The organism is Actibacterium naphthalenivorans (assembly GCF_014196965.1).
Lineage (GTDB): Bacteria > Pseudomonadota > Alphaproteobacteria > Rhodobacterales > Rhodobacteraceae > Actibacterium_A > Actibacterium_A naphthalenivorans.
Map to the genome: position 1 here is coordinate 466,881 of NZ_JACIEQ010000002.1, position 22,381 is coordinate 489,261.

At 62.1% G+C, this 22,381-nt stretch carries 22 protein-coding genes; 9 read left to right on the plus strand and 13 right to left on the minus strand.

The annotated features are described in order from the left end of the window. Window positions 1–81: 81 nt before the first annotated feature. The 4 genes from GGR17_RS10635 to GGR17_RS10650 form a co-directional block, all read right to left on the minus strand. A complete protein-coding gene (locus GGR17_RS10635) occupies window positions 82–396 on the minus strand; it encodes a hypothetical protein (protein ID WP_157445561.1) in 315 nt (104 codons plus the stop codon). A 124-nt stretch (window positions 397–520) separates the two neighbouring features. Then, on the minus strand, window positions 521–1,390 hold the full coding sequence (locus GGR17_RS10640) for an MBL fold metallo-hydrolase (RefSeq protein WP_054538958.1): 870 nt from the start codon (window positions 1,388–1,390) through the stop codon (window positions 521–523). Window positions 1,391–1,451: 61 nt separating this feature from the next. Then, window positions 1,452–1,895 carry a Dps family protein gene (locus GGR17_RS10645; protein ID WP_054538959.1) on the minus strand — a complete coding sequence of 148 codons (444 nt, stop codon included), beginning with the start codon at window positions 1,893–1,895 and terminating at the stop codon, window positions 1,452–1,454. Window positions 1,896–1,956: 61 nt separating this feature from the next. Continuing rightward, window positions 1,957–2,601, minus strand: coding sequence for a peroxiredoxin (locus GGR17_RS10650; protein ID WP_054538960.1), 645 nt, complete (start codon window positions 2,599–2,601; stop codon window positions 1,957–1,959). Window positions 2,602–2,706: 105 nt separating this feature from the next. Here GGR17_RS10650 and GGR17_RS10655 point away from each other — a divergent pair, with 105 nt between their 5' ends. Then, entirely contained in the window at window positions 2,707–3,636 is a 930-nt protein-coding gene (locus GGR17_RS10655; protein ID WP_054538961.1) for a LysR substrate-binding domain-containing protein, read from the plus strand. Window positions 3,637–3,945: 309 nt separating this feature from the next. Here the strand turns inward: GGR17_RS10655 and GGR17_RS10660 are convergent, their stop codons facing one another. The 9 genes from GGR17_RS10660 to GGR17_RS10700 form a co-directional block, all read right to left on the minus strand. Beyond that, the gene (locus GGR17_RS10660; protein WP_054538962.1) at window positions 3,946–4,686 is read right to left on the minus strand and encodes an ABC transporter ATP-binding protein; all 741 of its coding nucleotides are present in this window, start codon (window positions 4,684–4,686) and stop codon (window positions 3,946–3,948) included. Further along, window positions 4,683–5,540, minus strand: coding sequence for an ABC transporter ATP-binding protein (locus tag GGR17_RS10665; RefSeq protein WP_054538963.1), 858 nt, complete (start codon window positions 5,538–5,540; stop codon window positions 4,683–4,685). Before GGR17_RS10665 ends, GGR17_RS10660 begins: the two co-directional genes overlap by 4 nt. Further along, the gene (nikC, locus tag GGR17_RS10670) at window positions 5,540–6,451 is read right to left on the minus strand and encodes a nickel transporter permease (RefSeq protein ID WP_054538964.1); all 912 of its coding nucleotides are present in this window, start codon (window positions 6,449–6,451) and stop codon (window positions 5,540–5,542) included. Before nikC ends, GGR17_RS10665 begins: the two co-directional genes overlap by 1 nt. Continuing rightward, window positions 6,451–7,524 carry an ABC transporter permease gene (locus GGR17_RS10675; RefSeq protein ID WP_054538965.1) on the minus strand — a complete coding sequence of 358 codons (1,074 nt, stop codon included), beginning with the start codon at window positions 7,522–7,524 and terminating at the stop codon, window positions 6,451–6,453. Before GGR17_RS10675 ends, nikC begins: the two co-directional genes overlap by 1 nt. Further along, complete coding sequence (locus tag GGR17_RS10680) at window positions 7,525–9,120, minus strand: ABC transporter substrate-binding protein (protein ID WP_054538966.1); 1,596 nt, start codon at window positions 9,118–9,120, stop codon at window positions 7,525–7,527. A gap of 55 nt (window positions 9,121–9,175) precedes the next feature. Further along, complete coding sequence (locus GGR17_RS10685) at window positions 9,176–10,237, minus strand: dipeptidase (RefSeq protein WP_054538967.1); 1,062 nt, start codon at window positions 10,235–10,237, stop codon at window positions 9,176–9,178. A gap of 720 nt (window positions 10,238–10,957) precedes the next feature. Then, window positions 10,958–12,328, minus strand: a complete 1,371-nt coding sequence (locus GGR17_RS10690) for an aspartate aminotransferase family protein (protein ID WP_054538968.1) — start codon at window positions 12,326–12,328, stop codon at window positions 10,958–10,960. A gap of 16 nt (window positions 12,329–12,344) precedes the next feature. Further along, a complete protein-coding gene (locus GGR17_RS10695; RefSeq protein ID WP_054538969.1) occupies window positions 12,345–13,784 on the minus strand; it encodes an NAD-dependent succinate-semialdehyde dehydrogenase in 1,440 nt (479 codons plus the stop codon). Window positions 13,785–13,916: 132 nt separating this feature from the next. Next, window positions 13,917–14,417, minus strand: coding sequence for an Lrp/AsnC family transcriptional regulator (locus GGR17_RS10700; RefSeq protein WP_054538970.1), 501 nt, complete (start codon window positions 14,415–14,417; stop codon window positions 13,917–13,919). A 65-nt stretch (window positions 14,418–14,482) separates the two neighbouring features. Between GGR17_RS10700 and ehuR the strand changes: the two genes are divergently transcribed. The 8 genes from ehuR to eutC all read left to right on the plus strand — a co-directional run bounded on the left by ehuR (window position 14,483) and on the right by eutC (window position 22,376). Beyond that, entirely contained in the window at window positions 14,483–15,889 is a 1,407-nt protein-coding gene (gene ehuR / locus GGR17_RS10705; protein ID WP_207642702.1) for a MocR-like ectoine utilization transcription factor EhuR, read from the plus strand. A 256-nt stretch (window positions 15,890–16,145) separates the two neighbouring features. Next, window positions 16,146–17,156 carry a TRAP transporter substrate-binding protein gene (locus GGR17_RS10710; RefSeq protein ID WP_054538971.1) on the plus strand — a complete coding sequence of 337 codons (1,011 nt, stop codon included), beginning with the start codon at window positions 16,146–16,148 and terminating at the stop codon, window positions 17,154–17,156. A gap of 170 nt (window positions 17,157–17,326) precedes the next feature. Continuing rightward, window positions 17,327–17,848: a TRAP transporter small permease gene (locus tag GGR17_RS10715; protein ID WP_235974480.1), complete on the plus strand. Its 522-nt coding sequence runs from the start codon at window positions 17,327–17,329 to the stop codon at window positions 17,846–17,848. A gap of 10 nt (window positions 17,849–17,858) precedes the next feature. Continuing rightward, on the plus strand, window positions 17,859–19,145 hold the full coding sequence (locus GGR17_RS10720; protein ID WP_054538973.1) for a TRAP transporter large permease: 1,287 nt from the start codon (window positions 17,859–17,861) through the stop codon (window positions 19,143–19,145). A gap of 15 nt (window positions 19,146–19,160) precedes the next feature. Next, entirely contained in the window at window positions 19,161–19,598 is a 438-nt protein-coding gene (locus GGR17_RS10725; protein WP_054538974.1) for a universal stress protein, read from the plus strand. Continuing rightward, window positions 19,595–20,392: an aspartate racemase/maleate isomerase family protein gene (locus tag GGR17_RS10730; protein WP_054538975.1), complete on the plus strand. Its 798-nt coding sequence runs from the start codon at window positions 19,595–19,597 to the stop codon at window positions 20,390–20,392. Before GGR17_RS10725 ends, GGR17_RS10730 begins: the two co-directional genes overlap by 4 nt. Continuing rightward, window positions 20,389–21,384, plus strand: a complete 996-nt coding sequence (gene eutB / locus GGR17_RS10735) for a hydroxyectoine utilization dehydratase EutB (protein WP_054538976.1) — start codon at window positions 20,389–20,391, stop codon at window positions 21,382–21,384. The genes GGR17_RS10730 and eutB overlap by 4 nt, the downstream gene beginning before the upstream one ends. Continuing rightward, on the plus strand, window positions 21,384–22,376 hold the full coding sequence (gene eutC, locus GGR17_RS10740; protein WP_054538977.1) for an ectoine utilization protein EutC: 993 nt from the start codon (window positions 21,384–21,386) through the stop codon (window positions 22,374–22,376). Before eutB ends, eutC begins: the two co-directional genes overlap by 1 nt. The last annotated feature ends 5 nt before the right edge of the window (window positions 22,377–22,381 follow it).

Consider the following 22,381-nt stretch of genomic DNA (forward strand, 5'->3'; position numbering starts at 1 on the left):
CGAGATCTCGCAACAATGGCGCATACATGGATGCGGATTTCCGCATGTGGGCGCACAAGGGATATGCGCCCACAATTCAGCTTAGAACGGGATGTAATCGGTAGGACCCGGATCATGGTCATCTGATGGATCGTGAGCATCGTCGACGGTGCGCGTTACATGAGAAGCATTGGTATCGCTGATCAAAACTGCCGCTTTTGTAACCTCATCAAACGGCGTGTTGCTCGTCACACACATCACTCCGAACTCATCATAGCCCGGCAATTGCTGATCGCTCGCGTAAGTCGCCAAGAATACAGACGCACCAAAACCCTGCAAATCAGGAAGAGCCTCACCAGGGGCAAGCTCGCTCCGCCCGCAGGAACAATCGTTTTCTGGGAAGGTTCCCCCGCGCACCGCAGGGCACGCCCGCGCGAAAACGGCACAGCCCCGCCGTTTCGGGCGGGGCTGAGATTCATGTTGCGCTGCGTAAAAGGCCGCCACTCCCCTCGGCGCGGCTGAAGGCTGTGGCGGCTGCGGATCAGCGGCTTTGGAATGCGTTGAGGGGCAGCTTCAGGTAGGATCGGCCGTTGTCCTCGGGTTCGGGAAGGCGGCCGCCGCGGATATTTACCTGCAAGGCGGCCAGCATCAGCTTGGGCAGCGGCAGGGTCGCATCGCGGGCATCGCGCACGGCGCGGTACTCGGCCTCGGACGGAGCGCCCTTCCAGTGGATGTTCTCCGCGCGGTGTTCGGCCACCGTGGCCTCGCATTGCGCCTCACGGTTCGGGGCGTAGTCGTGGCCCACGAAGATCCGCGTCTCTTCTGGCAGGGCGAGGATGGCACAGATGCTGTCATAAAGCGCGCTGGAACTGCCGCCCGGGAAATCGGCGCGCGAGCTGCCACTGTCCGGCATCATCAGCGTGTCATGCACGAAGGCCGCATCGCCCGCGACATAGGTGATGGATGCCAGCGTATGCCCCGGCGAAAACATCACCGTCACCGGCACGTTGCCCACCATGAAGCTGTCGCCATCCGCGAACAGATGGTCCCATTGGCGGCCGTCGGTCGGGAAATCCTCGGGCAGGTTGTAGATGCCTTGCCACAGCTTTTGAACCTCGATCACCTTTTCCCCGATGGCGGTGGGCGCGCCCGTCTGCGACTTGAGCCACTGCGCCGCCGAAAAGTGATCGGCGTGCGGATGGGTATCGAGGATCCAGTCAAGCTCGATCCCCGTTTCGCGCACGTATTCCAGAAGACGCTCGGCATTCGCGGTAGAGGTCGCGCCGGCCAGCGGATCGAAATCGAGGACCGGGTCGACAATGGCGCCTTTCATCGTGTCGGGATCATGAAAGACGTATTGCCAGCTTCCGGTCGGTTTGTCCCAGAACGCTTTGACGATGGGATTGGTCATGTCTCTGCTCCTTGTCGTTCTTTCGTGCGCTGGCCAGGCCTGTGCTCCCGGCCAGCATGGCCTAGCGGGCGCTGGCCTTCATCATCCAGAGTTCCTTTTCGTGCCACTCCAGCCGATCGGTCAGGAGCCCGGCGGACACCTCGTCGCCTGCGTCACCGGCGGTGCCGATGGCGTCGCGCAGGGTGGCGGCGAGCGCTTCGTGTCCAGCGATGAGTTTCTCGACCATCTCCTCTGCGGATTGCGCGGGCGCGTCTTCGGCGCCCGCATTGGTCATGAGATCCGCTACGGTGCCGGGGGCGTAGGCACCCTGAATGCGGATACGCTCGGCGATGTCATCCAGCGCGCCCCAGAGGTTCTGGTACTGCGCTTCGAACACGGCGTGCAATTGGCGAAAATCCGGGCCTTCGACATTCCAGTGATAGCCGTGGGTTTGCACATAGAGGCGGAAGGTCTGGCTGAGTACGGCGTTGAGGGCGTCGATGTTCGCTTGGGTCGCGGTGGTCATGGGTCTGCCTCCTGAAATGAATTGAAAGGGGGGCGGGCCCCAGCGGGCCCGCCCGACAGCGTCACAGCGTCCGCGTCGAGAAATACCAGTCGACGGTATCAAAGCCTTCGCCTGCACGCGCCACTGCGGCTTCGGGTGTCGCGGGTGTCGGCACGATGACAGGCTCGCCGGGTTTCCAGTTCTCGGGCATCGCACATTTGTGCTCGTCAGCGGTCTGCATCGCGACCAGCAGGCGGTAGATCTCGTCGACAGAGCGGCCCGCATTCATCGGATAGTAGACCATGGCGCGCAGCACCCCCTCGGGGTCGATCAGGAAGGTCGCGCGCACCGCCGCTGTATCAGAGGCCCCCGGCTGGATCATGCCATACGCCTGGGCCACCGCCATGTTCAGGTCTGCGATGATCGGAAAGCGCACATCCACGCCGAACTTCTCCTTGATGTTCAGCACCCAGGCGATGTGGCTGTAGTGGCTGTCGATGGACAGGCCCAAAAGCTCTGTGCTGCGCGCGGCGAAATCATCATGTTTTCTGGCGAAAGCGATGAATTCCGTGGTGCAAACGGGCGTGAAATCGGCAGGGTGCGAGAACAGGACAAGCCACTTGCCGCGATAATCCTCAAGCGTTTTACGGCCATGGGTTGTGGGGGCATCAAAGGCGGGGGCGGCTTCATTCAGACGCGCGCCGGTGTGTTGGGTTTGATCGGTCATTTTTTGCTGTCCTTCTTATCAGCGTCTCGATGAAACAAAGATAGCCGCTGGACACTTATAGATGAAATTGAATATAACTCTAGGAGTTATAGGTTAGATCTATCAATGCTGACCCTTCGCCAATTGCGTTTTCTGACCGCCGTCGCCGAGACGTTGAATTTCTCGCGCGCGGCTGAAATCTGCTTTGTCACCCAACCAACTCTCAGTGCCGGGATCAAGGAGCTGGAAGAGCGTTTGGGCGTGCAGTTGATCGAAAGGACCCGGCGCAGCGTCATGCTGACCCCCTTGGGCGAAGAGATCGCCGCCCGTGCCCGGCGTCTGTTGCTGGACGCCGCCGAGATCGAGACCCTCGCCCAGGCCCATCAAAACCCGTTCGAAGGCGATCTCAAGCTCGGCTCGATCCCGACGATCGGGCCCTACCTGCTGCCCCGTGCCCTGCCCGCGATCCGGAGCGCCTTTCCGAAGCTGCGCGTTTACCTGCGGGAAGAGATGACCGAGAGTCTGATCGAGGGTCTCGCCGCGGGGCGTCTCGACCTGGTGTTGATCGCCCTGCCTTTCGAGACCGGCGCACTGGATATCCTGCCGCTGTTCGAAGACGGCTATCAACTGGCCTCTCCGTCCGGCTGGCCCACGCCGCAAGGTGCCGAAGCACTGACGCAAAGCGGGCAGCTGATGCTCCTCGAGAAGGGTCATTGCCTCCAGCGTCATGCGCTGGAAGCCTATCCGGGGCGCATATCTGCCGCTGAAGACAGCTTTGCCGCGACCAGCCTGACCACCTTGATCGCCATGGTTTCCGAAGGCTTGGGGATCACCCTCTTGCCAAACCTCGCGGTGGAGGCTGGCGTGGTCGGAACCGAACAGGTGCAGCTGACGCCCCTCCCCGACGCCTGCCCCCGTCATGTGGTTCTTGCCTGGCGCCCTGGGTCCGCGCGGTCAGAGCTCTTCAGCAAGCTCGGCGCCCTGTTGCGGCGCAAACGTCAAGAACTGTCAGATGTCACCACCCGGGCCAGCGTCGAAACCTCGGAACAAACGTAAAGGCTTCCGCCCCATTCGCACATCCGCCTTCGCTGACGAAGTTAAGAGACAGCATCGGAAACAGGTTCAATTTGGAATTCCCATCGACCAGCCCATGGTCAGCCTTTCGGATACGGGCGTCGGTTCCTACGAAACTGTTATGGCACATCCGATGCCGTCTGGGGGCATCCGCCGCATCAGTTCAGCTGTCTCTCCACCACCTGTCAATTTGGGAATACCGCAGCCGCATGTTTCAAAGCCAAGCCGCATCGCGGGGAGCGAGGGACCTGGCTCTTGGAGTGCCCAATTCTGGCACAGGCCCCTGAGCTATCATATCGACGCCTGCAAAAGCTGTTGCGAATAGGGGTGGGTCGCCCGCATTTGGCGCAGCGCTGCGACATCCATGACCTCGACGATTTCTCCGTCTTTCATCACTGCCAGGCGGTCGCACACATGGCTCACCACCGACAGGTCATGCGAGACCATGAGATAGGTCAATCCATGATCCGCCCGCAAATCCGCCAACAGGTTGAGGACTTCGGCCTGAACAGACACATCCAGGGCCGAGGTCGGTTCATCGAGCAGCAACAGTTTTGGCTCAGGCGCCAGTGCGCGGGCGATGGCCACGCGTTGCCGTTGCCCCCCTGACAGCTGATGCGGGTAACGGAAGCGGAACTTTTGTCCCAACCCCACGTCATCCAACAGCCGAACAACCCGCGCGTCGATGTCGCGAAAGCCATGCAAATACAGGGTTTCCCCCAAAACCTGATCAACGGAATGACGGGGGTGAAGTGATGCATAGGGATCCTGGAAGACCATTTGCACGGTTTTGTAGAACGCGTTCGGGCGTCTTCTTCCAAGGCTCATACCGTTGACGTTGATCCCGCCGGACCACTGTGGCGCAAGCCCGCTGATCGCGCGCAGAATGGTCGATTTTCCGGACCCGCTTTCGCCCACGAGACCAAAGCTCTCGCCCTCTTCAACCGTAAAATTCGCGCCCTTCACGGCATCCACCCGATCCCGGCCCGCTCCGAACCACACGTTGAGCGCCTTGACTTCCAGCATCTTCATATCCGTCCGCTCACACTTGGGGCCTCGGCCCATGCCGGATCACGTTCAAGCACCTCGAGTCGGTCGCGCGGCGCGTCCAGACGTGGCAAGGAGTTCAGCAGGCCGCGAGTGTAGGGGTGCTTTGCCTCGTGCAACCTGTCCGCCTCGCAAACTTCGACGATACGCCCGGCATACATGATCAGAACCCGGTCACAGAAGTCGGCGACAAGATTCAGATCATGGCTGATGAAAATCAGCCCCATGCCCCGCTCTTTGACGAGCTTGTCCATGATATCAAGAACTTGCCTCTGGACAGACACATCCAGGGCCGATGTCGGCTCATCGGCGATGAGAATTTCGGGATTGGGGATCAGCATCATCGCGATCATGATCCGCTGCCCCATACCGCCCGACATTTCATGCGGATAGGCCCGCATCACACGGAATGGATCGCGGATCGACACCGCCTCCAACATCTCGATGGATTTCGCGAAAGCTTCCCTTTTCGAGGCTCTGCTATGCAGCCGATACGCCTCCATGATCTGATCACCGATCGTCATCACCGGGTTGAGCGAGAATTTCGGATCCTGCATCACCATGCTGATGCGTTGCCCGCGCACGGCCCGCATCTCTTTCTCAGACATCTTGAGCAGATCGACGCCCTCGAGAGAGATGTGATCTGCCTCGACAATTCCGGGCGCGCGGATCAGGCGCAAGATGGCGCGCCCGGTCATGGATTTGCCGGATCCGCTTTCGCCCACGATACCAAGCCGTTCCCGGCCCAGCGTGAAGGACACGCCGCGCACGGCATCGAAGACGCCCTGCCGGCTGGGGAATTTCACCCACAGGTTTTCGACATCAAGAAGGGTGGACATCAGTCACCTGCCTTTGGATCAAGCACATCCCGCAGCCCGTCGCCCAAAAGGTTGAAGGCCAGAGACACGGTGAAAATCGCAAGACCGGGCATGGTGGCGACCCACCAGTGGTCGAGAATGAAGCGCCGACCTTCGGAAATCATCGCCCCCCACTCCGGGCTGGGGGGCTGTGCCCCGAGGCCAAGAAAACCAAGCCCCGCCGCCGCCAGAATGATCCCCGCCATGTCGAGCGTGACGCGCACGATGAGCGAGGAGATGCACAGCGGCCAGATATGTTTGGTGATGATCCTGAGCGGCCCTGCGCCCTGAAGCTTGATCGCGCTGATGTAATCCGAGGAACGGATGGTAAGCGTTTCGGCCCGCGCGATGCGGGCATAGGGCGGCCATGCGGTGAGAGAGATGGCGATCACCGCGTTTTCGATCCCCGCGCCAAGCGCCGCGACGAAGGCCAGAGCCAGAACCAGTCTCGGGAAGGCAAGGAAGATGTCGGTGACGCGCATCAGGACCGTGTCGATCCATCCGCCGACATAGCCCGAGACCGTTCCGACCAGAAGCCCGACGATCGGGGCGATCAGGGCGACGAGCGCCACGATGTACAGGGTGATGCGTGCGCCATAGATCAGCCGGGACAGAATGTCCCGGCCAAGACTGTCCGTGCCGAACAGATGATTTTCGGCCCCGAGCGGCAAAAGCCGCTGGCTGAGGTTTTGCTCGAACGGATCGAGTGGCGCGAGCAGCGGAGCGAACAGCGCAGTCAGCACCAGAGCCACAAGAATGGCCAGCCCGAGCATCGCCATCGAGTTCGACCGAAACGTCAGCCAGCCATGATAGAGCGCCGAAAGTTTTGCATGCCGGCGCGACGTAGGCGTCTCTGTCAGAAGCCAATCTCTGAGGGTTTGCCTGTCAGACACTATTTCGCTCTCGGATCGAATATTTTGTAGAGCAGGTCAGAGAAGATGTTGAGCAGGATGAAGATCAACCCGACCACGACCGTGCCGCCGAGTACGGCGTTCATATCCGCACTCAGAAGCGCGGTGGTGATATAGCTGCCGATGCCGGGCCAGCTAAAGATGATTTCGGTCAGCACCGATCCCTCCAGAAGCCCCGCGTAACTCAGCGCGATCACGGTGATCAGCTGCACGCGGATGTTCCGGAAGGCGTGTTTCCAAACCACATCCCATTCCGACAGGCCCTTTACCCGCGCCGTCGTGATATACTCGGCATTCATCTGTTCCAGCATGAAGGAGCGTGTCATCCGGCTGATATAGGCAAGCGAGTAATACCCGAGCAGGGACGCAGGCAGGATGATATGGCTGAAAGCATCCTTGAATATCTCGATGTTTCCGTCGAGCAGACTGTCCACGAGGATCAAGCCGGTGACGGTCGGAACCACATCAACGTAGAAGATGCCGACGCGTCCGGGCCCTCCGACCCATCCCAGAATGCCGTAAAAGATCAAAAGCCCCATCAGCCCCAGCCAGAAAATCGGCATGGAGTAGCCAACCAGGGCGACGACACGCGCGATCTGGTCGATCCACGAATCTTTGCGCACGGCCGCCAGAACGCCCAGAGGCACCCCGATGACGACGCCCAGCAGTATGCCGACCGTGGCCAGTTCGAGCGTGGCCGGAAAAACGCGAACGATGTCCTCGGACACGGGGCGCGCATTCAAAAGCGAAATGCCGAAATCCAGATGCAGCACATCCCAGAGGTAGTACAGAAACTGAACCAGCAGCGGTTTGTCGAGGCCCAACTCGTAAAATACGGCGTCATAGGTTGATTGCGACGCCCGTTCGCCAACGATGGACAAAACCGGATCAATCGGCATGACGCGGCCAATGACAAAGGTGACAAGCAAGAGCCCCAAAAGCGTCACCGCGACGGAGCCTATGGTGCTCAGGACGGTCTTGATCACCGACCACGAAGCTCTGGAAAGAGGCGCCCGGTTCGGGCGCCTCGTATCTGCATTGTCGGCAAGGGCCATTTACTTGGTAACCTGCCAATACGCGGCAGAGGTCACGGCCTGCCCCGTCGAAAAGTTCATCACGTTTTCACGCAGGGCGGATTGCTCAATCTGCTGGAACATGATGACGAAGGGCGAAACCTCGCGGAATTCGGCCTGCATGTCCTGATACATCTTGATCCGCGTATCGCGATCCGTTTCAGTCACCGCCGCGTCGACCTTTTCGGTCAAGTCACCCGGATTCCACGCCGTCCGCCACGCCAGCAGGCCGGTGGCATTGGCCTCGACGCTGTTGTCGGGATTGTAGGCGAACGTGCCCGCGTTGGTCTGGGGATCGGGGTAGTCCGGCCCCCAGGCACCAAGATAGACATCCAGATCGCGGGCGCGATAGCGCGCAAGGATCTGTTTGGCGGTACCAACGGTGATGTTCAGTTTGATCCCGACCTGCGCCAACGTATTTTGCACGGATTGCGCGATCTCGATCCGCTCCTGCGCTTCACGCACGCCCGCTTCGATCTCGAGCCCTTCGACACCGGCCTCGGCCAGAAGCTCCTTGGCCTTTTCAATGTTCAAGGAGAACGGGTTCTCGTCAGATGCGCCAAGATAGGTCGCCGGCAGGAAGTTTTGATGAATGGTGTACTGGCCCTTCAGAAAGCTGTCTTTCATGCCCTCGTAATCGACCAGATATTTGAATGCCTGCCGCACTTCCGGCTTGGACAACACCGGGTGGTTCTGGTTCAGCGCAAGATACATCAGACGGCCCTTCAGCTCGTCCTCGATCTTGATGCCTTCTTCAGCCGAGGCGCCCGCGATATCCTCGGGGTTCAGGTTACGCGCGATATCGATGTCGCCGCGTTCCAAAAGCAACCGCTGAGAGGCGCTTTCGATCACGTGGCGCACAATCACCCGCTTCATGCTTGGCTCACGGCCGTAGTAGTCGGGATATGACGACAGCGAAACGCTCTCGTTGGGCTTCCAGCCGTCAAGCTTGTAGGGGCCAGAGCCGGCCGAATTGGTTTTCAGCCAGGTGTTGCCCATATCGCCGTCAACCTCATTCGCCATGACCGTCTCTTTGTCGACGATCCCGCCAATGGTCGCCGTCAGACAGTTCAGCACAAAGGAGGTGGCGTATTTCTTGTCCGTGGTGAGGGTCAGCGTATTGCCGTCGGCCGTGATCATCTCGGTGACGTTTTCGGGGGTAAAGCCGAATTGCGTCAGAATGAACGCCGGGGTTTTGTTCAAGATCACCGCACGTTGCAGCGAAAACGCCGCGTCTTCTGCACGTACCGGATTGCCCGAATGGAAGGTCACGCCTTCGCGCATGGTGAAGGTGATGGTTTTGCCATCCTCGGAAACCTCCCAGCCGGTCGCCAGATCAGGTTTATAGCCCGCCGCCAGATCCATCGGATCAAGAGTGACCAGGCGGCCATAGACGTTGCGGCTGATATCGCCGCCCGCGAACTCAAAGCTCTCCGCCGGGTCGAGCGTGGTCACGTCGTCGATCCTGTGTGCGATGACCAGCATATTGGCGGGCGTTTCCGCCCAGGCACCCAGGGACGTCACGGTTACGGCAAGCCCAATTGCGGCGCCGCTGAGTAGTCTGTTCAAAGCATTCATGTTTTAACCCTCTCCGGTTGGTCGGTTGTAGTAAGCTCTGCGCAATTTTCGGGGGTTAGCCCCCCCATGTTTTTTCCAGCACGCGCAGCCAGTTTTCGTGGCACAGCTTGGTGATCAACGCCTCGCCATATCCATGCCCTGCCATTGCCTGTCTCAGTTTGGGCAGGCCGCCGCAGGTCGTCAGATCGGAAGGCACCACAGCGCCATCATAGTCCGATCCCAACCCCACCCGATCCTCGCCCAGATGATCGATCAAATGGTCGAGATGCCGCAACAGCTGCGTCAGCGGCACATCGGATATCATGCGCCCGTCGTCGCGCAGGAATGCCACCGCGAAATTCAGCCCCACCATACCATCGCTTTCGCGAATGGCGGCCAATTGTTTGTCGGTCAGGTTCCGGCTGTGCGGGCAAATCGCATGAGCATTGGAATGCGTGGCGACAAGCGGCGCGGAGGAAAGGCGCGCCACGTCCCAAAATCCGGCCTCATTGAGATGGGAGAGATCGATCATGATCCCCAGCTCATTGCAGCGCTTGACCAGATTGATCCCGTGCTCCGTCAGGCCGGGCCCGGTGTCCGCTGTGCTCGGGAACCGAAAGGGAACGCCATGGCCAAAAATCGTAGGACGGCTCCAGACGGGCCCAAGCGAACGCAATCCGGCCCGATAGAGCAGTTCGAGTGCATTGAGATCGGCATCAATACCCTCTGCCCCTTCGATATGAAAAATCGCCGCCATTCTCCCCTGCGCAAGGGCCGCGCGGATGTCTGCGACGCTCCGGCAGATGGTCAAGGCGCCGCGCTTTTCGAGATCGAACAGAATTGCCGCCTGCGCCATGACAACTGGAAAGGCGTCCTGCCAATCGATCGGATCGGGCAAAGGCAGGTCATAGGCCGCCTGCGTCATCTGATCGAATTTGAACTCGAGGTCCTGAGGCGACGGCACATAGACGGCGAAGAAACCGCCACCAAACCCACCAGCCTTGGCCGAGAGACAGTCGATCGCGCCATCGCGACCGCTCAGGAAACTCTCCGCGGCGCTAACGCCACCGGCTTGATAGAGTTTGAGCAAAACGTCGTTATGCCCGTCAAAGACGATAGGTATTTCTGTTGTGATCATTGTTCCGCCCGGTGACGCGCCACCCCAACATGAAAGGAAATTTCAGAGCCCGAAAAACAATGTGTTTTGAGAACTCGAAAGCTAAGTTTTTTCATCGAGACCCGTATGGCAACCGAAACTTGACCAGTTTGCCCGAATATCGGGCGCTTCGCGCATTGCTGCGACTGCGACATCACTGGGGAGAGTTCAATCCGCTTGTCGCTGCGTCGCTCTTCCACCGGCTTGTCGGTCTTCAGTCTGAAGCAGACTCCGAGGCACAACCGGGGTCTCGCATATCTCGTTGATCCCTCCTGAGAGGCCGGCCTGACCCGTGCGGCGGGACGTGTCGTGGTGGCACGAAATGTCGAACCGCGGCGCCCGGCGGGCCCGGCGGACCTGCGCACCCCAGTCAACCAGAATCTCGTCGACAAGCTTCAGCTTGCGGGCAGACGCTCAGAGCGTTCGGCGGGTCACATCGGGCACAGGGCCGCGAGACTTCTTATTCAAATTGAATAGCTTGCCTGTCTGATCCTTGCCTGCCGGGAGATCTCGGCCACCGGAGTACCTTCTTCACCCCGCGTCAAGTTGAACGCCCTGTGCGCCTCCGGGAACTTGGCGTTTTCATGCGATTCCGCTCCTCTCCCGGCCAGCGAAGCTTATCGGAAAACTCCGACTCCAAACCACGCGGTTCAGGGCGCTCAGAGCGAGCCGCAAGGCCACTTCAGAGCCTTGCGCCCCCCGTCAGCCAAATGTTTCCGTGATGGCCCGGGCCGTCACCGCCACGATCTGATCCGCTTCGTCCGCATCAAGGCAGAGCGGAGGCGCAAAGCCGATGATGTCGCCCTGAGGCATCGCCCGCGCGATCACGCCGTTCCTGTGCATCGCGGCGACCACCTTGCCCGACATCTGCCCCACCGGATCAAGGAAGCGCCGCGCGGCGCGGTCTTCCACAAGCTCCACCGCGCACAGCATGCCTTCGCCGCGCACCTCGCCCACATTGGGATGGTCGCCGATTGCCGCGCGCATCCGCTCTGTCAGCAAAGCGCCCACGTGGCCCGCGTTGTCTACAAGGCCGAGCGTGTCGATCAGGCGCAGGTTCGCCACGCCCGCCGCCGCGCCAATGGGATGCGCGGAATAGGTCCACCCATGGCCCATCACGCCGTTTTCGTCGGTGCCCTGTTCCAGCACCTGCCACACGCGGTCCGAAATGATCGATCCCGACAGCGGCGCATAAGCCGAGGTCAGCCCTTTGGCGATGGTGATGAAATCCGGGGTCATGCCATAGTGGTCGCTGCCGAACATCGTGCCAAGCCGGCCAAAGCCGGTCACGACCTCATCGGCGATCAGCAGGATGTCATGCTGTTTCAGCACGGCCTGAATCGCGGGCCAATAGCCTTCGGGCGGCGGGACCAGACCGCCGGTGCCCAGAACGGGCTCACCGATGAAGGCGGCAATCGTGTCGGCGCCTTCGCGGGCGATCAGCGCCTCAAGCTCGGCGACGCAATGGGCGGTAAAGGCGGCCTCGGACATGGCCGGGTCGGGGCGGCGGAAATAATACGGCGCCTCGGTGTGGATCACCTGTGACAGCGGCAGGTCGAACTTCTTGTGAAACAGCTCAAGCCCTGTCAGCGACCCGGTCATCAGCCCCGACCCGTGATAGCCGCGCCAGCGCGAGATGATCTTTTTCTTCGCGGGCCGCCCCAGGATGTTGTTGTAATACCAGATCAGCTTGATGTTGGTCTCGTTCGCATCCGACCCCGACAGGCCGAAATAGACCTTGGACATGTGATCTGGCGCGCGGTCCAGCACCATCTTGGCCAGCGTGATCGACGCCTCGGAGCCATGCCCGGCATAGGCGTGGTAATAGGCCAGTTCGCGGGCCTGCTCGGCAATCGCGTCGCTGATCTCGGTGCGGCCATAGCCCACGTTCACGCAGTAAAGCCCGGCGAAGGCATCCAGAAACCGGTTGCCGTCGCGATCCTCTATAAAAACCCCCTTGCCGCCGGTGATGATCCGCTGCGGGGCCTCTCCGCGCGCGAATTGCCCCAGATGGGTCGAGGGGTGGCAGAAATTGTCGCGGTCCCAGGCGGCCAGTTGATCGTTCGTCAGCATTGTCGTTCCTTTCGTGTCACGCCCAGTTGCGGCAGACATATTTGATATCGGTAAAGGCCTCGAGCCCATGACGGGCGCCCTCGCGGGCGAGGCCGGATTGTTTCATGCCCCCAAAGGGAATGGGCGCGCCGGTGACCTTGGTGCGGTTCACCGCCACCATCCCGAACTGCAGCGCGCGCGAGGCGCGGTAGATCCGCGCGGGGTCGGTGCTGTGGACATAGGAGACCAGCCCGTATTCGGTGTCATTGGCGCGGGTGATCGCCTCTTCCTCGGTATCAAAGGGCGCGATGGCGGCGACGGGGCCAAAGGTTTCCTCGTGCATGATGCGTGCATCGGCGGGCACGTCGGCCAGCACCGTGGGCTGAAAGAACAGCGGCCCCTGCGGATCACGCGCACCGCCGGTCAGCAGCCGCGCGCCGCGGGCAAGCGCGTCGGCCACATGGGCCTGTTGTTTCGCCACGGCGGCTTCGTTCATCAGCGGGCCAAGATCGCGGTCCGTCATCCCCGGCCCCAGCGTCAGCGCAGCGGCCCGTGTGGCAAAGCCTTCGCAGAACCGCGCGTAGGCCGGACGTTCGACAAGAAACCTGTTGGCGCCCAGACAATCCTGCCCGGAGGTGGCGAATTTGGCCTTGATTGCCTCGTCCAGCGCCAGATCCATATCCGCATCGGCGAAAACCAGAAACGGTGCGTGCCCGCCAAGCTCAAGCACCAGACGTTTCACCGTCTCGGCGGACTGGCGATACAGCAGCTTGCCCACCTCGGTCGAGCCGGTGAAGGACAGCGCCCGCACGCGCGGATCGGCGGTCCAGGTGCCCACAATCTCGGCCGCATCGCCCGCGACAACATTCAGCACGCCCGAGGGTATCCCGGCCCGCGCCGCGAGGTCCGCCAGCGCCAGCGCCGAAAGCGGCGTCTGCGCCGAAGGGTGGATGACGACCGTGCACCCGGCGGCCAGCGCGGCGGCGGCCTTGCGGGTGATCATCGCGGACGGAAAATTCCAGGGCGTGATCAGCGCGGCCACGCCAACGGGTTCGCGCCACAGCTCCATCTCGGCATCGGGCAGATGCGAGGTGACGCTTTCGATATTGGGACGGCGGGTCTCTTCGGCGTAATATTCAAGGAACGCGGCGGCATAGTCGATCTCGCCCCGCGCTTCGGACAGGGGCTTGCCCTGCTCCATCGTCATGAGGATCGCAAGATCCTCGCGATGCGCGATCATCAGATCGAACCAGTTGCGCAGCAGGCGCGCGCGTTCCTGCGGCAAAGCCCGCGCCCATGGGCCAAACGCGGCCTGAGCCGCATCCACGGCGCACGCCGCCTGCGCGGCCCCCATCCGCGCGATGCAGGCCACCGCGCCGCCCGTTGCCGGATCATGCACCGCGATCCGGTCGGAGGCATCGGCCCAGTCCCCGTTGATATAAGAGGCCTCATGCAACAGGCCCGGATCGGTCAGCATGGATGACAGGCTGTTCACGCGCGGGTGCTCCAGGGTTTTGACTACGCACCATCATCCTCTGACACGGGAGGAGGATTCCGTTTTTCTTGGCCCGGAAAAAGAGGATTTCACCATTTCGGCGCCCGCCGACAGTCAACCCTTGCTGGGCGCGCCGTTCACGAGCAGGTCAAACGGTGGCGCACCGCCCGATTTCACCGCCTTTGTCACGATATATGAAAAATACCGCTTCAACCCGATCCGGGCGTCCAGCATCGCGTCGATCAGATCCTGATAGCGCCCGATGTCGCGCGTGGTGACCTGCAGCAGATAGTCAAACCCCCCGCCGATCGCCCAACAGGCGGTCACCTCTTCATAGCGCAGGATAGTGCGCTCGAAGGTCTGGAAATTCTCGGCGCGGTGGTTTTCCAGCTCGATCGTCACGAAGACAACCACATGAGGACCGAGCTTTGTCAGCGCGATATCCGCGTGATAGCCGGTGATCAATCCGGCGGCTTCCAGCTTTTTGAGCCGCTGCCAGCAGGGCGTTGCAGACAGGTTCACCCGCCGCGACAATTCGGTCTTCGAGATGCGACCCTCGCGCGCGAGGATCGAAAGGATCGCGATATCACGATCATCGAGCGCATGTTCTGACATTCGCGCACCCTTGCGAATTATGATCCGGCTTGTCAATTTCTTCTGTGCCCGCCAACTATTGTTGCATGACAATCTGGCCTCCCCGCCCTGGCACTCTGAAACGACCCGCCTACCGGTACCTTGCCCAGGCGATCGTTTCAGCCATTGAAACCGGCGCCCTGCGCCCGGGCGACAGGCTTCCGACCCACCGCGAACTGGCCTATCAGCTGGGCCTGTCGGTTCAGACGGTCAGCCGCGCCTATGAGGAACTGATCCGCATCCAGATGATTGTCGGCGAGGTCGGGCGCGGAACCTTCGTGTCCACTGCGGCGCGCGAGGCGGCGCCGCCTTATCAGCGTGTCACCCCGGAGCAGAAAGTCATCGACTGTTCCATGTTGACGCCGATCGTGACCGAGCTTCACACCCGGAAAATGAGCGAAACGCTTGGTGGCATGGCCAGCGCGCTGCCCGATGCCGTGCTGCAGTCCTTTCGCCCGCAGCCGGCGCATAGTTCGCATGTGCAGACCGCGTTGACCTGGCTGCAACGTTGCGGCGTTCGCACCGCATCGGACTGCGTCATCATGACCAACGGCAGCACCTCGGCCATGACGGTTGCCCTGACAAGCGTGACGACCGCAGGGGATCTGGTGGCAACCGAAGCGATGGGGCATCATACGCTGCCGACGCTGGCGCGCACGCTCGGGCTCCGGCTTGCCGCACTGCCAATGGATCACGAGGGCATCCTGCCCGAAGCGCTCGACAACCTGTGCAGCGCGACGCAGGTCAAGGCGCTCTATACCATGCCGGCCGGTCTGAATGCGCTGGCGTGCACCATGGGAAACGAGCGTCGCGACGCGATCTGTGCCGTCGCCAGACATCACGGGTTGATGATCGTCGAGAATGACGCCTGGGGCCCGCTTGAACCGCACCGCCCTGCCCCGCTGGCGATGCGCGCACCGGAAAGGACGCTTTACTTCACCGGGCTGAGCAAATGCCTGCTGCCCGGCCTGCGCGTGGGATATCTTGTCGTTCCCCCGCGGTTGGCAGAGGCCGCGAACAATCGCCATCTCGCGACGAGCTGGATGGCGACGGCCCTGATGGGCGAAATCGGCGCGCGCTGGATCGCCGAGGGCACAGCCGAAGAGCTTTTGCACTGGCAGCGTCGCGCGCTGGCGCGGCGCAACCAGTTCGCGGCGGATCGGCTGGGCCCGATAAGGCACCGCGCCGCACCGCGCGGCCTTCACATCTGGATCCCGCTGTCCGAGCCGGGGCATGAAGCTGCCGTCGTTGCCCGCCTGCGCGAACGCGGGCTGGCCGTTGCGCCCGGCAATCCGTTCGCACTCGACGACGCCAGCTATCATCCCGGCATCCGGTTTTGTGTCGGGAACCGTTCCGAAAAAGCCTTTGAAACCGGCATAGACATCGTTGCCACATTGCTGAGCGGCCCGGCGGAACAAGGGAAAGCCCCGGATCGAATTTATGAAACGGATTAATTTTTAAGCAAACCGCCACCCAACCGGGCTCCGAGAGAACGAACGCCCGGAAATGTCGATTATGAAACCCGGTCAAATTGTCATGATTTAATATATCGATTGATTTGATTGCCGCAGCTTACAAACCATTCTTCAATGGCCAGCCTCACCCAAGCTTGCAAGGCAACAGGCCTGAGAGGCGCGCTTTCAGCACCGTTTCCCACACTGCAGCGTGATCGAGATCGGCCAGATCCCGACGCCGTAAAGGAGAATAGAAATGACCATTCGCACGGCGATTGTCGCCGGAACCGTCGCAACCATGACCCTTGGCCTGTCCGCTGCACATGCCGACACCTGGCGCTATGCGTTTGAAGAGGCGCTGGAAGAGGTTCAGGGGAAATTCGCCCAGAAGTTCAAGGCCGAGGTCGAAGCCAATTCCGATCACACGATCCAGCTTTTCCCCTATGGCACATTGGGCGAATCCGCTGATATCATGGAGCAGGCCCAGGCCGGCATCCTGCAATTCGTCGATCAGTCTCCGGGCTTCACCGGATCGCTGATCCCCGAGGCGCAGGTCTTTTTCGTGCCCTATCTGCTGCCCGGCGACACCGAGCAGCTGAACAGCTTTTTCCGCAACTCCGTCGCGCTGAACGAGATGTTCCCCGAACTCTATGCCGCGCAGGGCCTGGAGCTTCTGACGATGTTCCCCGAGGGTGAAGTGGCGATGACCACGAAAAAGCCCGTGCACAGCCCCGAGGATCTTGACGAGGTGAAGTTCCGCGTCATGACCAACCCGCTGCTGGTGGAAAGCTACAAGGCGTTCGGCGCGACCCCCACGCCGCTGCCGTGGGGCGAGGTGTATGGCGCGCTGCAGACCAACATCATCCAGGGTCAGGAAAACCCCACCTCGTTCATCGAATCCACCAAGCTTTACGAAGTGACGGATGTGATCATCTATGCCGGGCACAACAACTTCACCACCGCCCTGATGGCCAACAAGGACTTCTACGACGCCCTGCCCGAAGCGGACCAGCAGGTGATCGAAAATGCCACGGACGCGGCCTTCGAATACATCCTGGCCTATCAGAAGGATCTCGAGTCGGTGGCGCTTGAGGCGATCAAGAAGGCCAAGCCCGAAATGGAGGTCATCGTGCTGACGGAAGAGGAACGCGCGCCCTTCAAGGCCGCTGCCGGAACCGTCGAGGAGACCTTCATCGAAATGACCGGGGACAGCGGCAAGAAGATCCTCGAGCAGATGAAAGCCGATCTCGCGGCGGCAGCCGAATAACCGCCCGACCGGGGCGGCCAACCGGCCGCCCCGCCCCTGCGGGCATGCCCCCAAGGAATGACGGAGAAGCTTTGATGAGCCCGGCAGATCCCGAAGACCAGCCCCGGCCCGCCGCCACGGATCCTGATGTGACGGGCGGCGAAGGCTCTGCGCTGCCCGGTGTTCTGGGTATGATCGACATTGCCATTGCCCGGACCGAGGCGGTGATGCTTGCCGCTGGCGTGTTGCTGATGGCGCTCAACACGATCTCGAACGTCATCGGGCGGTTCGTGTTTCAGTCGAGCCTCTTTTTCTCGGAAGAACTGAACCGCATCCTGATTGTCCTGATCACCTTTGCCGGCATCAGCTATGCCGCGCGGCACGGGCGCCACATCCGCATGTCGGCGATCTACGACGCGCTGCCCGCGCCTGCGCGCAAGATCCTGATGGTGGCGATCTCGATCATCACCGCGATCCTCATGTTCGCGCTTTGCTATTACTCGGTCAGCTACATCGTGACGCTGGCCTCGCGGGGGCGCGTGCTGCCATCGCTGCAGATCCCGGTTTGGGTCATCTACCTTTGGGTGCCTGTGGGGTTTTTCATGACCGGGGCGCAATATGCGCTGACGGCTGTGAAGAACCTGCTGGACAAGGATATCTATCTCTCGACCAGCGTGCTCGAAGGTTATGACGACACCGAAACCGAAATCTGAGGGTTAGCGCATGGCCATCACAATATTCGCGATCATGATCATCCTGCTGTTGCTAGGGTTTCCGATCATGATCCCGCTGATCATGGGCGCCTTCGTCGGCTTTTTCATGGTGTTCGGCGGCTTTGGCCAGATGGAAACCATGGTGCAGCAGATGATGGCCGGGATCCGGCCCGCGTCGCTGATCGCGGTGCCGATGTTCATCTTTGCCGCCGATATCATGACGCGCGGCCAATCCGCTGACCGGCTGATCGACATGGTGATGAAATTCGTCGGCCACGTGAAAGGCGGGCTTGCCGTTTCCACGGCGGCGGCCTGCACGATGTTCGGCGCGGTCTCGGGCTCGACCCAGGCGACGGTCGTCGCGATCGGGTCGCCTCTGCGTCCGCGTATGCTTCAGGCCGGATACAAGGACAGTTTCGTGCTGGCGCTGATCATCAACGCCTCGGACATCGCCTTTCTGATCCCGCCCTCGATCGGGATGATCATCTATGGCGTGGTCTCGAACACCTCGATCGCCGAGCTGTTCATCGCCGGTGTCGGGCCCGGCCTGCTGATCCTGCTGCTGTTCTCGATCTACAGCGTGATCTATGCGATCCGAAACAACGTGCCGACCGAGCCCAAGGCCACATGGGGCGAGCGGCTGCGCGCGGTGCAGCGCGCGCTGTGGCCGCTGGGCTTTCCGGCGATCATCGTGGGCGGGATCTATGGCGGCATCTTCAGCCCGACCGAGGCGGCGGCGGTCTGCGTGCTTTACGCGCTGATCCTCGAATTCGCGATCTTCCGCTCGCTTGATCTGAAAGGCGTCTATGATACGGCCAAATCCACCGGGCTGATCACCGCCGTCGTGTTCATTCTTGTCGCGGCGGGGGCGGCGTTTTCCTGGGTCATCTCTTTCGCCCAGATCCCGCAGCAGATGCTGACGGCCGTCGGCATCTCTGACATAGGGCCGATCGGTGTGCTGTTCGTCATCTCGATCGCCTTCTTCGTGGGCTGCATGTTCGTCGACCCGATCGTCGTCATCCTGATCCTCGTGCCGATCTTCACACCGGTGGTCGACAGCGTCGGGCTGGACCCGGTGCTGGTCGGCACGATCATCACGCTGCAGGTCGCCATCGGGTCGGCCACGCCACCCTTCGGCTGCGATATCTTTACCGCCATCGCGGTCTTCAAACGCCCCTATGCCGAGGTCATCAAGGGCACGCCGCCCTTCATCGTGATCCTGCTCGGCGTATCCATGATGTTGATTTTCTTTCCGCAGATCGCCCTGTTCCTGCGCGATCTCGCCTTTGCCGACTGACCGGAGGGCCGCACGGTGTTCAAACGCATACTTGTCGGTTTCGACGGATCCAAAGGGGCGGAGGCGGCGCTGATGAAAGCGATCGAGCTTGCCAAGATCTGGGGCGCGGAATTGAACCTCATGACAGTCTTCCGCCATCACAGCCTTCTTGAAGCGTCGTTCTCCATGGTCCGCCCCACCGAGCCCGAGAACATGGATGACGTGATGCGCGCACATGCGACAAGCGTGGCGGAACATGCAAAATCGGTCGCGCAGAACGCCGGGCTGAGCAATATCCGCGCCTTCGTCAAACCGGGGCATCCGTCACGTTCGCTCGTCGCCTTCGCGAAAGACCATCAGGTTGACCTCATCGTTCTTGGCCGGCGCGGGCTTGGGTCGGTCGAGGGGTATCTGCTGGGCAGCGTTTCGCACAAGGTGACCGGGCTTTCGGATTGCCCGGTTCTGGTCGTATGACGCGCCCCGCCCCGCAAGCGCCCCGGATCGTTTCGGAGTTCGCCGGCGATCTGGAGTTCGACGCCCCCGGTCGGCCCGTGCGGCTGGGTCTGATCGCGCTGGCGACGGATCTGACGATCGAGCGGGACGCGCGCAGGCTGTTGCCCCAAGACGACGTGGCCCTGCACGTCACGCGCGTGCCCTTCGCCAACCCCACGACGCCCGAGAACCTGCGCGCGATGGCGCCCAAGCTTGCGGATGCCGCCGCGCTTTTGTTGCCTGACATACCGCTTGCGGCGATCTGTTACGGCTGCACCTCGGCCTCGGTGGCGATCGGAGACGCCGAGGTCGCGCGACATATCGGGCAGGCCCGGCCCGGCGTTCCGGTGGTCACGCCGATCCTTGCCGCCGCACAGGCGTTTCGGGCGCTTGGCGCCTCTCGTATCTCGGTTCTCACGCCATACCTGCCGGAAACGACCGCGCCGATGCTGGACTATTTCGATGCGGCCGGGATCGCTGTCGCGCGCTGCACCTGTCTTGGCCTGCCCGATGACCGTGACATGGCGCGCCTGTCCGCCCGGACCATTCTGGCCGCGGCCCGCGACGCCGACACCCCCGAGGCCGAGGCGCTGTTTCTGTCCTGCACGGCCCTTCCCGCCGTGCCGCTGATCGCCGCGCTCGAGGCAGAGCTGGGCAAGCCGGTCATTACCTCGAACCAAGCCAGCTTCTGGGCCATGCTGTGCCTTGCGGGATTGCCCATCCCGGCGGGTTTCGGACGGATCCACGCCTTCGGGGAAAAGGTGCGCCACGCATGAACGCACCGGTCCTTGCCGATATCCTAAGCGCACACCAGCGCGTTGCGGGCATTGTCCGGGCCACCCCATGCGACCCTTCTCCATCGCTCAGCACCCATATGGGCCAGCCGGTCTGGCTCAAGCAGGAACACCACCAGCATACCGGCAGCTTCAAGCTGCGCGGCGCGGCGAACGCAGTGGCGCAACTGACGCCTGCGGAACGCGCGCGCGGTGTCGTGGCCGTGTCTACCGGCAACCACGGTCGCGCGCTGGCCTATGCGGCGCGCAAATCCGGGGTGCGCTGCGTGATCTGCATGTCTGCGCTGGTGCCCGACAACAAGCTGCAGGCGATTCGCGCCGAGGGTGCCGAGACGCGCATCATCGGCCGCTCGCAAGACGAGGCTCAGGCCGAGGTGGACCGTATGATCCAGGAAGACGGCATGGTGATGATCCCCCCGTTCGATGACCCGCGCGTCATCGCCGGGCAAGGTACGCTGGGTCTTGAGGTCCTTGAGGCCGTGCCGGATCTGGCGACGATGCTGGTGCAGCTTTCGGGCGGCGGGCTGATCGCGGGCGTGGCGCTGGCGCTCAAGGCGCAGCGCCCCGATATCCGGGTCATCGGCATCTCGATGAAGCGCGGCGCCGCGATGCAGGCCAGCCTTGCCGCGGGCCGTCCGGTTCAGGTGGATGAACTGCCGACGCTTGCGGATTCTCTGGGCGGCGGGATCGGCCTGGCGAACCAGTACAGCTTTGCCATGGCGCGCGATCTTGTGGACGATGTCGTCACGCTGAGCGAGCCTGAAATCGCCGCCGGCATACGCCACTGCTACTTTGCGGAACGCCAGATCGTCGAGGGCGCGGGCGCCGTCGGGGTCGCGGCGCTGTTGTCCGGACGGATCACGGCGCAAGGACCGGTCGGTGTGCTGCTGAGCGGTGGGAACATCGACATGGCGCTTCACCATCGGCTGATCTCGGGCGAAGACGTGGATCTGATGCAGGAGCAGCGCGCCTGATGGTCGAGATCACCCTGCTGTCCGAGGCCGATCTGCGCCGCTGCGTCGCGCTGGACGATCAGGCCGTCGAGTGTGTCGAGGACGGGTTTCGCGCGCTCGGCACCGGAACGGTGGTGATGCCGCCGATCCTGTCGATGGCGATCCGCGAGGCCAATGGCGAGGTCGACGTCAAGACCGCCTATGTGCCGGGGCTGCCCAGCTTTGCCATCAAGGTGTCGCCGGGGTTCTTCGACAATCCCGCGCTTGGCCTTGCGTCCACTTCGGGGCTTATGATGCTGTTTTGCGCCCGCACCGGACAGGTGCAGGCGCTGTTGCTGGACAATGGCTATCTGACCGATATCCGCACCGCCGCCGCCGGGGCCGTGGCCGCGCGCCACCTTGCGCGCGCGGATGCGTCCCATGCCTGTATCCTTGGGGCGGGCATGCAGGCCCGGATGCAGCTTCGCGCGCTGAGCCTCGTGCGTCCGATCCGCCGTGCCACCTTCTGGGCACGCGATCCGGCCAGGGCCGATGCCGCCGCCCGCGAAATGGGTGCAGAACTGGGGATCAAGGCGACCGCCTGCGCCGATCCCGCCACCTGCGTTGCACAGGCGGATGTGATCGTGACGACCACCCCGGCCACGCGACCCATCCTTTTGGCCGACTGGCTGCGCCCGGGCCAGCACGTCACCGCCATGGGGTCAGACCAGCACGGCAAGAACGAACTCGACCCGGCCAGCCTTGCCCGCGCCGATCTTTATGTGCCCGACCGCCTGTCGCAGACGCGGGCCCTGGGCGAATTGCGCAGCGCCGTGCAAAGCGGCGCCCTGCCCGCAGACGCCCGTTTCCCCGAACTGGGCGATATCGTCGCAGGCACCGCGCCGGGACGCGCCACCCCCGAACAGATCACCATCGCCGATCTGACCGGGACGGGCGTGCAGGATACCGTGATCGCCATCCATGCCCTGCGCCGTGCCCGCGCGCAGGGGCTTGGTACCCTTTTCAACACCTGACCGGA